Raw genomic sequence first — 13,955 nt, 5'->3', positions numbered from 1 at the left:
GACGACAAAGTAACAAAATTCTGACGTTAATTCTATTTACAAAGCCATAAAACTATTAGAATCAGGCTGATTTCGCTTATGATAAAAATTAGATTCTACAACGAAAACCAATAACTAAGTTTGATCAGGAAAATATTGGTTGGCGATACATCTTTTAAATCGCTTACTGCTCTTCCTACTTTCGAGTTGCTGTCATTTTTCCAGCCAGTGCGCTCATTTCCCCACACAAAAAATAGTTGTGAGCCGGGGCGATACTCCCATCGGAATACCAGGTTCGACCGGAACTGGTTAAAGGTGAAATCAGGATTATTAACAGAATATGCCGGTGCCTCATTGGTTTCGGCAACTTGATAGGAATTGTTAACGAATTGTGTGTTTAGCAATTTAAACCGATCTGAGTACGAAGTTGCTCTCGGATTCGTCACTTCTTTTAGTTTCGAATATTTTCCTACTGAAGCAAAAGGGCTTCCGTAGTACTGAATTGAAATTTCAGGAGTAATGTTGTAATCGACCCTGAACGTGGCTCCCAATGTTTTCTGATTGAGATGAGCCAAAATGTATTTGATATCGGTACCCAGAATCTTTGTGTCGACATATTGCAGATTGTCCATATTTTCTGAATAATTTACACTTGCCGAGAGTTTTAGCACGTTGTAGGGGATCGTTGTTACTGTAGCCTGAACAAACGAATTGCGGTAATTTTCATTCTGTGCAGCCTCCCTGGTGGCATTCAAACTGATGATGAATTTTTTCGCCATATCGGTATGAAATTCCAATGATCCTTCCCAAAGAGCAGGAAGACGCATGGCTTCTCCGCCGCGTAGCACCCGATTGTCGTATCCTTCATTCCTGAAATGAACAGAAGGCGACACCATCCATTGGTTCAGAAATTCGAATTTAGAAGTGAGAAATAAGCCAGAATACAGATAGTTCAGACCATAATCCCAGTTGTTGCTTTGATGAACAGCGACTGAATAGGTTCGGAAAATAGAAACAGGCTTATTCACGAAATACGACACTTCGGTTTCCTGCGAAACCAGATCGGCCATTTGCATAAACCCAATGTCGTTCAGATCAAGTCCGGGTGAGCGCCAGTTGAACTCACTGGAATAACGCCACAACCCTTTACTTCCTTTACCTATTTTTACCCGGCCACCCTGCCCCGACAATTGAGTCCGGGTTGGGTCGTAATGTAGGTAATTCACATCAGGCCGTTGATAATATCTTGCCGACGACAATTGAAGATTTCGAATAGCTTCGGCACTTCCATTAATCGTACTTCCGATGATTTTTGCATCCAGATAAAACTCTTTTTTATTCCATTGGTGTAGCAAATCGACACCTCCGGTAAAGGCATTTTGGTTTTGAAATTCGAGATAAGGATCGTTTATAAAGCGGTTGGTTGAAGTAATAATTCCACCCAGAACGGTAGTCCCCTCATTAAAATCCTGCTGAACCCGGCCAACGGTATAGCTGGTAAGTGGTTCAACACGAAGGTCCTTTTTTATTCCGTTGGTCGATAGTTGGGCATTTTCTCCGGCTGTCAGGCTATGAAGAATGCCAACGGCCAATCCATTCTTGCTTTTCCCACTTATTTTAACGGCGCTTAAAATTGAGGTATTGTCGGGGTAATCGATGTATTGATTTGTTTCCAACTCCGGATGATAAACCGGAGTGTGTCCAATTCTGCGCGTGTAAAACAGGTTGGCGTCGCCCAACTCGAATTTGAAGATGTTACTTCCTTCCAAAAAGAAGGGGCGTTTCTCTTCGTATAAAGTCTCGAATGCGGTGAGGTTCATCACCGACGGATCTGATTCAACTTGCCCGAAGTCCGGATTCACTGTTAAGTCAGCGGTAAAATTACTCGATAGCCCAATCTTGGCATCGAGTCCAACATTTCCCATAAACGAATGCCCATTTTTGGCAAAAGGATTTTGCGGAACCTTATCGAAAGTTTTAAGTTTTCCCAGCGTGTAGGGCATAATTTCGATTCGTCGCGATTTCGGCAAATCCTTAATTCCATGAAGTTCGCCAAACAGGTATAACATTCCGGGACTGGTTGACGATTGTGGCTCCCAGTCGCTTTCTTCCGACAGGCGGTCAATCCAGCGCCATACGTGCATCCCCCAAACCTGTTCTTTGTCTTTGCTGTAGCGCAACTGGCTGAGTGGAATTTCATATTCGGCGACCCAGGCCGAATCCTCCAACCCGGTTTTAACGTACCAAACGGCATTCCAATTAAAATCGGCTTCCATTGGATTGGTAAGTATCAGGTCAACTTTTTGTCCGGCGGCGGTTACCGAAAACTCAAAACCGGTGCGATGATCATGATAACTATCGAAGTTAACTCCTGCCTGTTCGCCAATAAGTAAATCCCTTCGTCCTCCCTTTCTTGAAATTTTCTTCGGTTCCTTGTCGAAGGCACGTATGGCCACGTAGAGATTTTTGTCGTCGTATAAAATTTTAAACTGAGTTTCCTGACTTGGTTTTGCTCCTTCTTTCGGAATCCACTGGGTAAAATCGCCGGCCCATTCGCCAGTTTTCCAGCAGTCGTCATCAAGTTTTCCGTCGATTACCGGCTTTGCTGTCGATAAACGAATAGTGGTATAAGTCCGGAGTGGTTTGTTATCGGTAGTTGTTAAACTGTCTTTCGGATTGTTGTTTGCAGAGACAACTGACATCAGAAATAATGCCAAGAGAAGGCTATAAATCGATTTTAGGTTCATTGGTTTGGTTTATTAGTGCTCAAATATTGCTGAATTTATTTAGTACAGCAAGTTTTTGCAGATTTGATTTTCTGATCGTTCAACACAGACAATCGAACATCACTTTGACCCTAAAGATAATTGTAGAAAATACAGGATGTTTCTGTATTGATTTAATTTTCAAACAATAGAATTTATAAGGAATGTAATCCCAAAATGTCTAAACTATTCATCAGACTTAGTCCGTTTCATCGGTTTCGGAGGTTTTACTACAATCTCATAACGGCATTCAGGACAAAGATAAGATTCACAACCTGTGCAGGCAAAACAGTTGCTACACGATTTGGAAAGAAGTGTTTTGTCCCACGATTTTCCGCAATGGGTGCAGGTTACGAGTGAATCTGAGTCGCCCATGCTCTGCGTTTATTTTCGGGAAGAACTAATCGTTTTGATCAGTTTTACCAATCCAAACAGGATTACCTGCGTGAAAATAATGGTTGCTCCGGAAGGAATATCGGCAAAATATGAAACCAATAATCCGATAAACGATGCCAGAAAAGCAAATCCTACAGAATAAAACATCATCCGGCCAAATTCGCGGGTCAGTACATTCGCAGTTGCCTGCGGAATGGTAAGTAGCGATAAAATCAAAATTATGCCCACAACGCGGATATTCAATACGATGGTGAGCGAAATCAGAACCATCAGCAAATAATTGAACAAATTTACGGGCAGATTGGAAGTACGGGCAAAATCTTCGTCGAACGAAATGTACAGAATGGTGCGGTAAAACAAAGTGAAAAACAAAATGATAATAATTGAGAGCGCCAGCATCAGTCCGATTTCGCTGGTAGAAACGGTCAGGATACTTCCAAACAGATAGCTCATCAGGTTGGGCGCATACCCCGGAGTCATGTAAACAAAAATGATTCCGATGGCCATTCCGAGCGACCACCAGATGGCGATCGACGAATCTTCGCGAACTTTCCCTTTGCTGCTGAAAAGTTGAATCCCCATCCCCGATAAGATTGCAAAAATGCCTGCTCCAAAAAGCGGATTAATGCCCAAATAATAACCCATCCCGATTCCACCAAAAGAGGCATGAGTGATTCCGCCACTGATAAAGACAATCCGGCGCGAAACAATGTAAGTGCCCACAATTCCGCATGAGATTGCTGCTAACAGCGATGCCATAAAGGCATTCACAAAAAAGTCGTATGAAAACAGCTCAATGATTGTGTTCATGATGATCGTGTTCGTCGTGTAATTTCAATACAGTATGCGGTATGTTTCCGTGAGTGATAATTTGCAGCGGACAATTGTACGAAGTCAGTTGTTCTTCAGTAATAATATTGCTCGGATGATGGTGCAAACTTCGGTTGACACACGCAATGGTTTTCACAAAAAACGAAATGGTTCCCACATCGTGCGAGATCAGGATAATAGCCATTTGCTCGTTCAGTTCCTTCAGCTTCAGGTATAATTCGCCTTCAAAAGTATTATCGACATAGGTGCTTGGTTCGTCCAAAACCAGCAATTCAGGCTGATTCATCAGAGCCCGGCATAAAAATACGCGCTGCATTTGTCCTCCCGAAAGCTCACCAATTGGTTTATTTCGGATTGCTGAAATCCCCATTTCGGCAAGCAACGATTCGGCTTTTTCCTTTTCCTCGGTATTTTTATGAAACGACGAGAACAAGGCAGAATTCGCCTTTCCGGAGCGAACAACATCAATCACTGAAATCGGAAACCGTTTATCGATCTGATTGACTTGAGGAAGGTAGCCAATATTGGTTTTACTGATGTGGAGCTTCATTTCTCCGGAAACGGGTTTGATCAGGCCCAGAATGGTTTTAATCAGCGTGGTTTTGCCTCCACCGTTTGGCCCGATAACACCAATAAAGTCTCCTGAAAAAACTTCCATAGAAATATTTTCGAGTACAATATTGTTGTCGTACCCAGCAGAGAGGTTCTTTATTTCGAGCAGTTTCTTCATTCTTGAGCTGCAATTTTTTCAGTAATATCAAGTATCTGTTTTTCCCAGTTGAAGTCGAGAGGATCAATAATCATCACTTCACCATTAATCTCGCGAGCCATTTGTTGGGCAAATGCCGGATCAAACTCTTTCTGGATAAAAATAACATGTAAGTTTTGCTGATGAGCCAAATCCACAATATCTTTCATGTGTTTGGGCGATGGTTCCTTACCATCAAGTTCGAGCGGAATTTGTTCGAGACTGAACTGGCGGGCATAATAGGCCAGCGCCGGATGAAAAATCAGGATATTCCGGTTTTTCAGCGGGGCAAGTTTCTGATCAATTTGTGCCGAAAGCGAATCGATTTTCAGGATAAAACGCGAATAATTCTTTTCGAATTCGGGAGCATGTTCCGGAAAGCTTTTCCTCAATGTTTTCAGCGTATTTTGAGCCAGAACCTTAACTTCGGCAGGTGCCAGCCAGATGTGCGGATCAAAGGCTCCGGCATGTTCGTGACCTTCTTCGTGGTGATCATCCCCGGCAAGTGGAGAAATTCCCTCCGAGCAATTCACAATCAGTAAATCTTTATTAATTTCTGCCATCTTTTCCTTCCATGCATCTTCAAAAGTAAGAAGTCCGATTTGCAACCAGGCTTTCGACTTGGCCAGATCTTTCATCTGAGAAGGAAGAATTTCGTAATTATGCGGACTGCTTCCAGGAGGAACCAACACATTGACCTGCAGTAAATTACCTGCAATTTGCTCAACAAAATATTTTTGCGGAAGGATACTCACCGAAACCAGACTGGAAGCTTCCCTGGACTTGGGCTGACACGCAAAGAGGATAACAAAAATCAAATAAAAGTAATTCTTCATGGTTTATAAGTGGATTCTGAAGAGCTTTAAACATTTTCACCCAAAGATAGTTCGATTTCCGGATTGATGAGTTCATCTCCGGGCAATAATTGTTCCTTGAATTTTATGCTTTTTATCCAGAAAACTGACTACTGAGACTGATCACTTTTCCTCTCTTTCTTCGGTGGCACAGGATCATATCCGTGCGTTCCCCATGGATGACATTTGGAGATTCGTTTAGTACCAAGCCAGAAACCTTTAAACGGACCGTGAATCTTAATGGCCTCAATGGCATATTGAGAACAAGTTGGTTCGTGCCTGCACGAAGGTGAAGTGAGGGGCGAGATGGCATATTTGTAAAAATATACCGGAGCCATCAGAATCCAACCTAAAAATCGTAATATGAATCGATAAATTGCCTTCATGGAAACAAAACTACAACTAATTTCAATCCTCAACTTAAATTATCCTGATGTTGTTTTCAGAAATGTGAATTAGTTTGCAAAGGCATAGCCAGCCGACTTCAACGGAGGATTAGCTGTGACTTTGAACGCGGCAATGGTTTTGATGAAAGGAAGTGGCTCTTGCCAGAAAGGCATTTTTTTCAACGAATGTTCCAACAGCCAACTGTATAATTCGTTATTGTCGAATTGTTTGCTTATGTCGTGCCCCATGTTTTTCAGGCGGGTAAACTTGATTTCAGCCTTTAATTTTTCAAGCGCTTTTACAATTACCTCTGAACGGCTTATCGGGATTGATCGGTCGGCAGTTCCGTGGAAAACCCAGGTTGGAACTTTGCTAAGCTGATTTGCCCATTTAACATCGGCACCTCCGCACATGGGTGAAATGGCGGCAAAACGATCGGGCATGCGGTTTGCCAATGCCCAGGTTCCAAAACCACCCATACTCATTCCAATCAAATAAACGCGCGAGTCATCAACTTTTAGCTTGGCAGCCACTTCATCGTAAACCGGATTAAACCAGTCTTCCGAAGCCCAGTTTTTATTCCAGGGGCATTGCGGAGATACGACGATGAAATCCACCTTTTTACCTTTATCGAGATAATATGGCAATCCGTAACGTTCCAAACTTTCCAGATTTTTTCCGCTGGCATGACGACCATGCAGGTAAAAAATAACAGGCCATTTTTTATTTGGATCCTTGCCATAATCGTCAGGCAAATGTAAAAGATAGTTGTATTTTACTTTTTTAAGAGCTCCTGCGGCATGGGCACTTTTGTGAAAAATGAATACCGAAAAGAGTATAAAAAGTACGGGAATAATATGTTTTTTTATGTTTTTCAAGCTTCTGATGTAATTGTTTCGTTGGTGAAGCTATGAATTTTTCAACAAACCACACAAGTTGTTAACAAATATTAGTAAAAATAAAGAGAGGAAAGATAGCCAAAGTTAGCCATACTTCCCTCTCTGTATTTTATCAAAACTGATTGTTTGTTACTTATAATCAGCTAATTGTGAAATTACATTTTATTTAGTTCCTGATAAACCAATGCGCTTGCACCAACAATTGCTGCATCGCCAGGTTTTAGCTGTGAAGGCAAAATTTGAATCTTATTTTTAAAAGACGTTAACAAATGTTTCTCCATACTTTCTTTCGCGGGTTTGAAAATATAGTCGCCGGCAGCAGTTGGACCACCAAACAAAAAGATGGCTTCAGGACTCAGGTGATGAGCTGTATCGGCAAAACCCTGTCCAAGCCATTTCCCGGTTTGTTCAAATACTTCGTTGGCTACTTTATCTCCTCTTTCAGCAGCATCAAAAATCATTTTCGAATCGAGTTCGTTAAAAGATTTGTCAGCCAATAAACTGTCGGTAGCATTGTATTTCACCAACAGCTCAAAAGCAGTGCGTTTCATGCCCGGAGCTGAGCAGTATGCTTCAAAGTGACCAAGTGCACCACAACCACACAGTCTTCCGCCAGGGATTAAGGTGGTGTGACCACATTCGCCGGCAAAACCGTCGTCGCCATATACCAAATCTCCATTGACAACGATTCCACTTCCAACACCTGTGCCAAGAGTGTACATCACAAAGTTTTTCATCCCAACGGCACCGCCGTAAATCATCTCGCCAATCGCAGCAGCATTGGCGTCGTTGGTCATTGAGATGGCCTTTAGTTCAGGAAATTTAAGTTTAAGAAGTTTCACAAGAGGCACGACACCTTTAAAGGCCAGGTTTGCAGCATATTCAATAGTTCCGGCGTAATAATTTGCATTTGGAGCTCCAATTCCAATCCCCTGAATTTCGATTTCAGGATTTAATAGTTTAACCGAATTGATTAATTCATGAATTGCTGATGATAAATCATCAACATACCGATCAACGTCCCCATCGGTTCGGGTTGAAATGTTTCCTTTTGCAACTACATTTCCTAATTCATCAACAACACCAATGGCAGTATTTGTTCCACCAATATCGACACCTATTGCTACTTTTTTCATTGAGTATATTATTAAAAAAATTGATTATCGGATTTTACTTCCCTCTAATGCAAAGAACGTGATATATGCATAACAAATTATAGGAACTAATAAAGCAGCTTTCAAGCTTACGGAATCAGTTATTGCGCCCATAACCACCGGAACAACCGATCCACCAACGATCATTGTATTGATCATACCGGATGCGATTGGCATTTCGGAAGGATCAAGATCGTTAACACCCAATGAAAAAATATTGGGGAACATGATCGAGTTAAAGAACCCTACTGAAAGCAAACACCACATTCCGATTTGTGGAGGCAACAGAAATCCGGCTAAAACAAGGAACATATTTGCTGCTCCGAAAATTCCCAAAGAAACGTTTGCAATACCTCTGCCCAAAAGCATCAATAAAAAATTGACAACCGCAATAATAAAGAAAATTATGCCATAAATTGGTTTCGATTCAAAAATAAACTGTCCGTCTTTCACCCCTGCCGAGAAGATAAACCAACCCACGAAAAATGCGAAGACTAAAATAAACAAAGAATACCTGTATTTCAGATTTTTGGATAGCGTACCAAGTAAAACTGACCCAATAAAACGGCCAATCATATTTCCACCCCAATAAATGGCAGTTAATTTTACAGCCTCATCTTTTGCCATATCCAGCAAATTAGTCAAATAGCTACTTATCTGGGAGGCAGTGCCTACCTCAGCTCCGACATAGCAGAAAATCCCAATTGCACCTAACCAAACCTGAGGTTTTTTCAAGGCTGACATAGATGCAACAGTCGCATCACCTATAATTTCAGGTAACTTAATGAACACGATTCCAATCGCAATTAAAACAACTACTGAACCAATGATAACGAATGGCATTTTAACAAAATCGGCTGCTTCCTGTGCAGAAGCTCCATTTTTAAGAGCCATTACAGCAGGAGCCAAAACCAGGATTCCAGCTAAGTAAGGGGCAATGGTGGTAGCCACCCCGTTTAAAGCCTGAGTTAAATTAAGCCGGGCAGGAGCGGTTTCTTGCGGACCTAAAGCTACAACGTAAGGATTCGCGGCAGTTTGCAAAAATACAACCCCAGTTGCCATTACAAATATAGCCCCCAAAAATAATGGGTACGACAAAACCGAAACTGCTGGAAAAAACAAGTAGCTACCTGTTGCAACTAATACAAGACCGACGATAACGCCATTTTTATAGCCAATTTTCTTGATAATCATGCCGGATATAAAGCTGAAACAGAAATAGGCAAAGAAAAATACGCCATTTACAAGTTGTGCAAAAAAATTCTCCCATCCCGGATATAGCGTTTTCAGATCAAATGCCAGTTGCACCTGATCTTTCATAGCAATGTTGAAGTTTGTAATAAATCCAAAAATGAAGAAGATGGAAGCCATAAAGGTCATTCCAATTCTGAGATTGCTGCTCGATTGGTTTGTCATAGATTAAAAGTTAGTTTAAATAATTCAATAAAGTTTAGTTCTCTAAACAAAAATAGAAATTCAACCGACTAATCCAAGAAATCATAAAATCCAGACGAACACAAATAGCGACAATAAATTTTAGATAAAAATCTAAATATGAATAATTTAAAGAAACCAAGCTAGCAACAAGCATAAAAAAATGGAACATTTGTCCATAAGATTGACAAAATGTTCCATTATAAATTTTGAGCGATCAGCAATCTATTTTCGGCTGACTTTTACTTTTTTTGTCGGATTCAGGTTTACATTTCGTGCGTCGGATTCCCGAATTAAATTAGAAGCTATCTCAGCAAATACTTTCCCGGTTATGGAGTTATCGTCCCAGGCGACCGGATTACCCGAATCGCCGCCTTCACGAATCCCCTGAACAATTGGTATTTGTCCAAGCAAAGGCAATTCGAGCCGCTCCGCCAGTTTCAGACCACCATCCCTGCCGAAAATGTAGTATTTGTTTTCGGGAAGTTCTTCAGGCGTAAACCATGCCATATTTTCAATGAGCCCGAGAACCGGAACATCAACACCTTTTCCTTTGAACATATTTACCCCTCTGATTACATCGGCCAAAGCTACATCCTGAGGAGTGGTAACAATAACGGCTCCTGAAATGGGAACGGTTTGAACCAAAGTGAGGTGAATATCGCTGGTTCCGGGAGGAAGATCAAAAAGCAAGTAATCCAATGTTCCCCAATTGCCGTCGGTTATTAATTGTTTAAGCGCGTTCGAAGCCATTGGTCCCCGCCAAATAACAGCGTCTTCAGTAGCAACAAAAAAACCTATGGACAAAAAGTTAACGCCAAATTTACTGATGGGTTGAATACGTTCTTTTCCATCAACACGAACTCCGGCGGGTTTAACATCCTCAACTCCAAACATTTTTGGGATTGACGGCCCGAAAATATCGGCATCAATCAGTCCGACTTTGGCTCCAGTTTTAGCCAATGCAATGGCCAGATTTACTGAAACAGTTGATTTCCCAACGCCCCCTTTTCCTGAAGCAATAGCAATCAGGTTTTTAACTCCTGGTAAAATCGGACGTTCCATTTGATGAATCGCCTTTGCAGTGATGTTGCCTTTTATTTCAACGTCGGAACCAAGGTGAGTCAGAATAGCCTCCTCGCAGGCCGCAATAACGGCAGCCATATTAGGGTCATCCGAACGTTGAAAAACCAGCGAAAAAGTAACTTTTTTGCCGGCAACCCGAATTTCCTGAGCCATATCGAGCGAAATAACATCCTGATTACTTCCGGGGAAAATCACATTCCGGAGCGCATCGGTAATATTTTTGGGAACAATTAATTTACGTGGTATTTCTGTCATTTTTATATGTATTTTTCTCAATTGGTTTTTGAAAATATTTCATTTGTTGCGGGTTGCGAGTTCCGGGTTACATGTTTAACCCGAAACTCGCAACCCGTATCTCGTAACTGAACACCTCATAGAAACAAACTATTCCATGTCAAGTTCAATCATCGGATTCCAGAAGTGCTTTTCAAAATCAACAATCTGGTCATCAACGACCGTAATTCCTTCAGCCTCGAGCAATTCCTGCATAACGGTTGACGAGCCGAAATGATGCTTCCCGGTGAGCAATCCGTTTCGGTTGACAACCCGGTGGGCGGGGACATATTTTTCCTGACTACCGGCATTGTTCATGGCCCAACCAATCATTCGTGACGATTGTGCTGTACCCAGAAAAGTCGCAATCGCTCCGTAGCTCGTCACTCTTCCCGCAGGAATCAGGCGCACAACCTCATACACTTTATCGTAAAAATCGCTCATAAACAATAGAATTCTTGCCAATTATGAAATTTGAGCCATTACGCCGGAAATGGATTATTGCTTCGATCAAATTAGGCGAACCGGCGTTTAAATCCTCTTCGTCGCATCCTCCCCGGCTTAAAAGCCAGGGCTACAAATATATCGTCCCGATGGGACCTTAGCAGAAAAATCAAATTTGTGGATATCTCTTCTGACTTCGGTCTCCCGTCTCCGGACTTTGTGTTTTACTCCTTCGCACTGCGTCCAAAACTACGGTACGGATCTTTCTCTATCTCAACTTGCGGCTCACGAAGAAGTTCCTGGTGGCTAAGCCGGAAAGCCAGGTATTTGATGGTCAGTCCGCGGTCGAGCCATTGTTTTTCGTAGAAAGTCTGGATCGACAATACTTCGTCAAGAATTTCGGAATGATATAAATCGTCGGTTTGACGTATAACTTCAAACTGATTTTCGGCAACCATGGCTTCGGTGTAACGATACATAAAATTACTGTCCGACTTTAGGTGAATGATACCGTTTGAAACCATGATCTGACGATAATTTGATATGAAATTGGTTGCGGTCAGTCTTTTGCGTGTTCTTTTCATTTGCGGATCAGGAAAAGTGAGCCAGATCTCAGCAACTTCGTTTTCCGCAAAAAACATGCGGATATTCTCGATGTTGGTACGCAAAAAGCCAACATTTTTTAATCCCTGATCTTTGGCTTGAGTGGCGCCTTTCCACATTCTGGAACCTTTAATATCTAAGCCAATGAAATTAAATTCAGGATAATGTTTGGCAAGTTTTACTGTGTATTCGCCTTTTCCGCAGCCCAATTCGAGAATAACCGGATTCGTATTTCCGAAAAAAGTCTCACTCCATTTCCCTTTGTATTGAAATCCATTTTCCTGAACATGCCGGTAAGTAACCTGAACCACATGTTCGTAAGTTGCCAGATCGGCAAATTTCGATAATTTATTCTTCCCCACTTTTACTTACTATTTGACAATTTACTATTTACAATTTTGCCTTTCGTCTCACGGCTTCAAATTTGTTGCGGGTTTCGAGTTCCGAGTTAGCCTTCGGCCTTCCGCCTCCTAATAAGTTTTTTCTATACGGAAACCGACATCGCGAATTCCTTGTAACACGTTATCGCGCATTCCCTGTTTGATCATGAATGTGTATTCTCCTTTATGCGGAAAGTAAACACTGCTTTTGTATGGAATCTGGCTGTCGTGCAGGCCTCCAATTCCGCTTCCCCGCCATTTGCCAGAGGGATCTGCCAGGGTAAACTCAACAGTATCTGTCCTCATAACTCCATCGGGAGAGCCAATAGTCATAAAAAGATAAATGTTACTATACGCGTAAGTTCCTTTGTTGCGAATGTTCACAAACAGGTTGTTGTTTTTGATGGTGTCGGTTAAATGAACCTTAAAAACAATAACCGAATCCTTGTTCCAACCTTTTTCGTCAATTCGGTGATAGGCTTCAAAAACCTTCTTTCGGTCACACGAAATGAGGCCTGTAATAAGGGTTATGGCAAAAATTAGTATAAAAAATTGTCTCATGATTTGGGTTTGAATTTTCTGCGGCGATTGTTGCCTCTTTTTTTGTTTTCAGAACGTTTCGGGTCGTCAAAACGAGTTAGCGAATCGTGGTTCGAACCATCTTCGAAACCTAATTTTTCGACAACAGGCTTAATCTCTGATTCATGAATTAGCCTTGCTACAACTTGACCTTTCTGGTTCGACCGGATAATTTCTTTCACCCGACTAACCGGAACTTCTATCAGATTTCCTGTTTTATCGCCCACTTTGGAGTACAGGTATATTTGTTTAAAAATATCGGCTTTGAAATATTGGTAGGTTCCATTTTCAGTTTGGAGCTGAACATTTGATGACGGAAAATCTTTCTGCGCATCGATGTAGGTATCCACTTCGAAGTTGAGGCAGCATTTCAGTTTGCCACATTGTCCGGCCAATTTTTGCGGGTTCAGCGAAATATCCTGATACCGGGCTGAATTCGTATTTACCGACACAAAATTAGTGATCCACGACGCGCAGCAAATTTCGCGTCCGCAAGGACCAATTCCTCCGATACGGCCAGCCTCCTGCCTTGCCCCAATTTGCTTCATTTCTATTCTGATCCGGAAAGTGTCAGCAAAAACTTTGATCAGTTGGCGAAAATCAACACGATCGTCGGCCAAATAATAGAAAATGGCTTTTGTTTTATCGCCTTGATATTCCACATCGCCAATTTTCATGGCCAGGTTTAGCTCGTTGGCAATCTGGCGCGAACGTATCATGGTTTGTTGTTCGCAAGCAATTGCTTCCTTCCATTTGTCAATGTCTGCAGGTTTTGCTTTTCGGTATATTTTACGGATTTCACCATTGATCAGGGTTACTTTGTGCTTTTTCATTTGCTCAAGCACCAAATCGCCGGTTACCGTAACAATTCCGATATCGTGACCAGGATTGGCTTCAACGGCAACCAAATCGCCCGGATCCAATTTCAGGTTATTTACATTGCGAAAAAAATCCTTTCGGGTATTCTTAAATCTGACCTCGACCAAATCTGTCGGATTCGCAATGTTGATCACGTCGTCCAACCAATCGTAAACGTTCAGTTTAGAACAAGTTCCCCCGCGCCCATTGCAGCATCCGCGATCAACAAAATTGAGATCATCCATAATAGTTAGAGAATTACCAAGTGCATGCAAAAATAGTTAT

15 protein-coding genes are annotated in these 13,955 nt (G+C 41.8%); 1 reads left to right on the top strand and 14 read right to left on the bottom strand.

The window, feature by feature from the left end; translation table 11 throughout:
• Nucleotides 1-95: 95 nt before the first annotated feature.
• From AQPE_RS12520 to AQPE_RS12470, 11 genes are all read right to left on the bottom strand, one after another.
• Nucleotides 96-2,726, bottom strand: coding sequence for a DUF5916 domain-containing protein (locus AQPE_RS12520; protein ID WP_318346837.1), 2,631 nt, complete (start codon nucleotides 2,724-2,726; stop codon nucleotides 96-98).
• 204 nt (nucleotides 2,727-2,930) lie between these two features.
• Nucleotides 2,931-3,119 carry a hypothetical protein gene (locus tag AQPE_RS12515; protein WP_318346836.1) on the bottom strand — a complete coding sequence of 63 codons (189 nt, stop codon included), beginning with the start codon at nucleotides 3,117-3,119 and terminating at the stop codon, nucleotides 2,931-2,933.
• A gap of 9 nt (nucleotides 3,120-3,128) precedes the next feature.
• A complete protein-coding gene (locus AQPE_RS12510; protein ID WP_318346835.1) occupies nucleotides 3,129-3,950 on the bottom strand; it encodes a metal ABC transporter permease in 822 nt (273 codons plus the stop codon).
• Nucleotides 3,934-4,701, bottom strand: a complete 768-nt coding sequence (locus AQPE_RS12505) for a metal ABC transporter ATP-binding protein (RefSeq protein WP_318346834.1) — start codon at nucleotides 4,699-4,701, stop codon at nucleotides 3,934-3,936. Before AQPE_RS12505 ends, AQPE_RS12510 begins: the two co-directional genes overlap by 17 nt.
• On the bottom strand, nucleotides 4,698-5,555 hold the full coding sequence (locus AQPE_RS12500) for a metal ABC transporter solute-binding protein, Zn/Mn family (protein WP_318346833.1): 858 nt from the start codon (nucleotides 5,553-5,555) through the stop codon (nucleotides 4,698-4,700). Before AQPE_RS12500 ends, AQPE_RS12505 begins: the two co-directional genes overlap by 4 nt.
• Nucleotides 5,556-5,683: 128 nt before the next feature.
• Entirely contained in the window at nucleotides 5,684-5,959 is a 276-nt protein-coding gene (gene yidD, locus AQPE_RS12495) for a membrane protein insertion efficiency factor YidD (RefSeq protein ID WP_318346832.1), read from the bottom strand.
• A 69-nt stretch (nucleotides 5,960-6,028) separates the two neighbouring features.
• Complete coding sequence (locus AQPE_RS12490; RefSeq protein ID WP_318346831.1) at nucleotides 6,029-6,838, bottom strand: carboxylesterase family protein; 810 nt, start codon at nucleotides 6,836-6,838, stop codon at nucleotides 6,029-6,031.
• Between the two features lie 176 nt (nucleotides 6,839-7,014).
• The gene (locus AQPE_RS12485) at nucleotides 7,015-7,995 is read right to left on the bottom strand and encodes an ROK family protein (RefSeq protein WP_318346830.1); all 981 of its coding nucleotides are present in this window, start codon (nucleotides 7,993-7,995) and stop codon (nucleotides 7,015-7,017) included.
• A 24-nt stretch (nucleotides 7,996-8,019) separates the two neighbouring features.
• Nucleotides 8,020-9,429: an MFS transporter gene (locus AQPE_RS12480; RefSeq protein WP_318346829.1), complete on the bottom strand. Its 1,410-nt coding sequence runs from the start codon at nucleotides 9,427-9,429 to the stop codon at nucleotides 8,020-8,022.
• A gap of 243 nt (nucleotides 9,430-9,672) precedes the next feature.
• The gene (locus tag AQPE_RS12475; RefSeq protein WP_318346828.1) at nucleotides 9,673-10,788 is read right to left on the bottom strand and encodes an Mrp/NBP35 family ATP-binding protein; all 1,116 of its coding nucleotides are present in this window, start codon (nucleotides 10,786-10,788) and stop codon (nucleotides 9,673-9,675) included.
• 129 nt (nucleotides 10,789-10,917) lie between these two features.
• The gene (locus tag AQPE_RS12470; protein ID WP_318346827.1) at nucleotides 10,918-11,271 is read right to left on the bottom strand and encodes an MGMT family protein; all 354 of its coding nucleotides are present in this window, start codon (nucleotides 11,269-11,271) and stop codon (nucleotides 10,918-10,920) included.
• Between the two features lie 2 nt (nucleotides 11,272-11,273).
• On the opposite strand from AQPE_RS12470, the gene AQPE_RS12465 reads away from it, so the two are divergent.
• On the top strand, nucleotides 11,274-11,411 hold the full coding sequence (locus AQPE_RS12465) for a hypothetical protein (RefSeq protein ID WP_318346826.1): 138 nt from the start codon (nucleotides 11,274-11,276) through the stop codon (nucleotides 11,409-11,411).
• Between the two features lie 63 nt (nucleotides 11,412-11,474).
• On the opposite strand, the gene trmB is transcribed toward AQPE_RS12465, so the two are convergent.
• The 3 genes from trmB to AQPE_RS12450 all read right to left on the bottom strand — a co-directional run bounded on the left by trmB (nucleotide 11,475) and on the right by AQPE_RS12450 (nucleotide 13,915).
• Nucleotides 11,475-12,215, bottom strand: a complete 741-nt coding sequence (trmB, locus tag AQPE_RS12460; protein ID WP_318346825.1) for a tRNA (guanosine(46)-N7)-methyltransferase TrmB — start codon at nucleotides 12,213-12,215, stop codon at nucleotides 11,475-11,477.
• 108 nt (nucleotides 12,216-12,323) lie between these two features.
• Nucleotides 12,324-12,794 carry a gliding motility lipoprotein GldH gene (locus AQPE_RS12455; protein ID WP_318346824.1) on the bottom strand — a complete coding sequence of 157 codons (471 nt, stop codon included), beginning with the start codon at nucleotides 12,792-12,794 and terminating at the stop codon, nucleotides 12,324-12,326.
• Nucleotides 12,791-13,915: a PSP1 domain-containing protein gene (locus AQPE_RS12450; protein ID WP_318346823.1), complete on the bottom strand. Its 1,125-nt coding sequence runs from the start codon at nucleotides 13,913-13,915 to the stop codon at nucleotides 12,791-12,793. The genes AQPE_RS12455 and AQPE_RS12450 overlap by 4 nt, the downstream gene beginning before the upstream one ends.
• Nucleotides 13,916-13,955 lie beyond the last annotated feature (40 nt).

It is taken from the genome of Aquipluma nitroreducens (genome assembly GCF_009689585.1).
Taxonomy (GTDB): domain Bacteria; phylum Bacteroidota; class Bacteroidia; order Bacteroidales; family Prolixibacteraceae; genus Aquipluma; species Aquipluma nitroreducens.
The sequence above is the reverse complement of the archived record's forward strand: the minus strand, read 5'-3'. Positions and strand labels throughout refer to the sequence as shown.

Coding starts and splice junctions, on each gene's coding strand:
- AQPE_RS12520 (WP_318346837.1), bottom strand. CDS start 2,726: ATGAACCTAAAATCGATTTATAGCCTTCTCTTGGCATTATTTCTGATG.
- AQPE_RS12515 (WP_318346836.1), bottom strand. CDS start 3,119: ATGGGCGACTCAGATTCACTCGTAACCTGCACCCATTGCGGAAAATCG.
- AQPE_RS12510 (WP_318346835.1), bottom strand. CDS start 3,950: ATGAACACAATCATTGAGCTGTTTTCATACGACTTTTTTGTGAATGCC.
- AQPE_RS12505 (WP_318346834.1), bottom strand. CDS start 4,701: ATGAAGAAACTGCTCGAAATAAAGAACCTCTCTGCTGGGTACGACAAC.
- AQPE_RS12500 (WP_318346833.1), bottom strand. CDS start 5,555: ATGAAGAATTACTTTTATTTGATTTTTGTTATCCTCTTTGCGTGTCAG.
- yidD (WP_318346832.1), bottom strand. CDS start 5,959: ATGAAGGCAATTTATCGATTCATATTACGATTTTTAGGTTGGATTCTG.
- AQPE_RS12485 (WP_318346830.1), bottom strand. CDS start 7,995: ATGAAAAAAGTAGCAATAGGTGTCGATATTGGTGGAACAAATACTGCC.
- AQPE_RS12480 (WP_318346829.1), bottom strand. CDS start 9,429: ATGACAAACCAATCGAGCAGCAATCTCAGAATTGGAATGACCTTTATG.
- AQPE_RS12475 (WP_318346828.1), bottom strand. CDS start 10,788: ATGACAGAAATACCACGTAAATTAATTGTTCCCAAAAATATTACCGAT.
- AQPE_RS12465 (WP_318346826.1), top strand. CDS start 11,274: ATGAAATTTGAGCCATTACGCCGGAAATGGATTATTGCTTCGATCAAA.
- AQPE_RS12455 (WP_318346824.1), bottom strand. CDS start 12,794: ATGAGACAATTTTTTATACTAATTTTTGCCATAACCCTTATTACAGGC.
- AQPE_RS12450 (WP_318346823.1), bottom strand. CDS start 13,915: ATGGATGATCTCAATTTTGTTGATCGCGGATGCTGCAATGGGCGCGGG.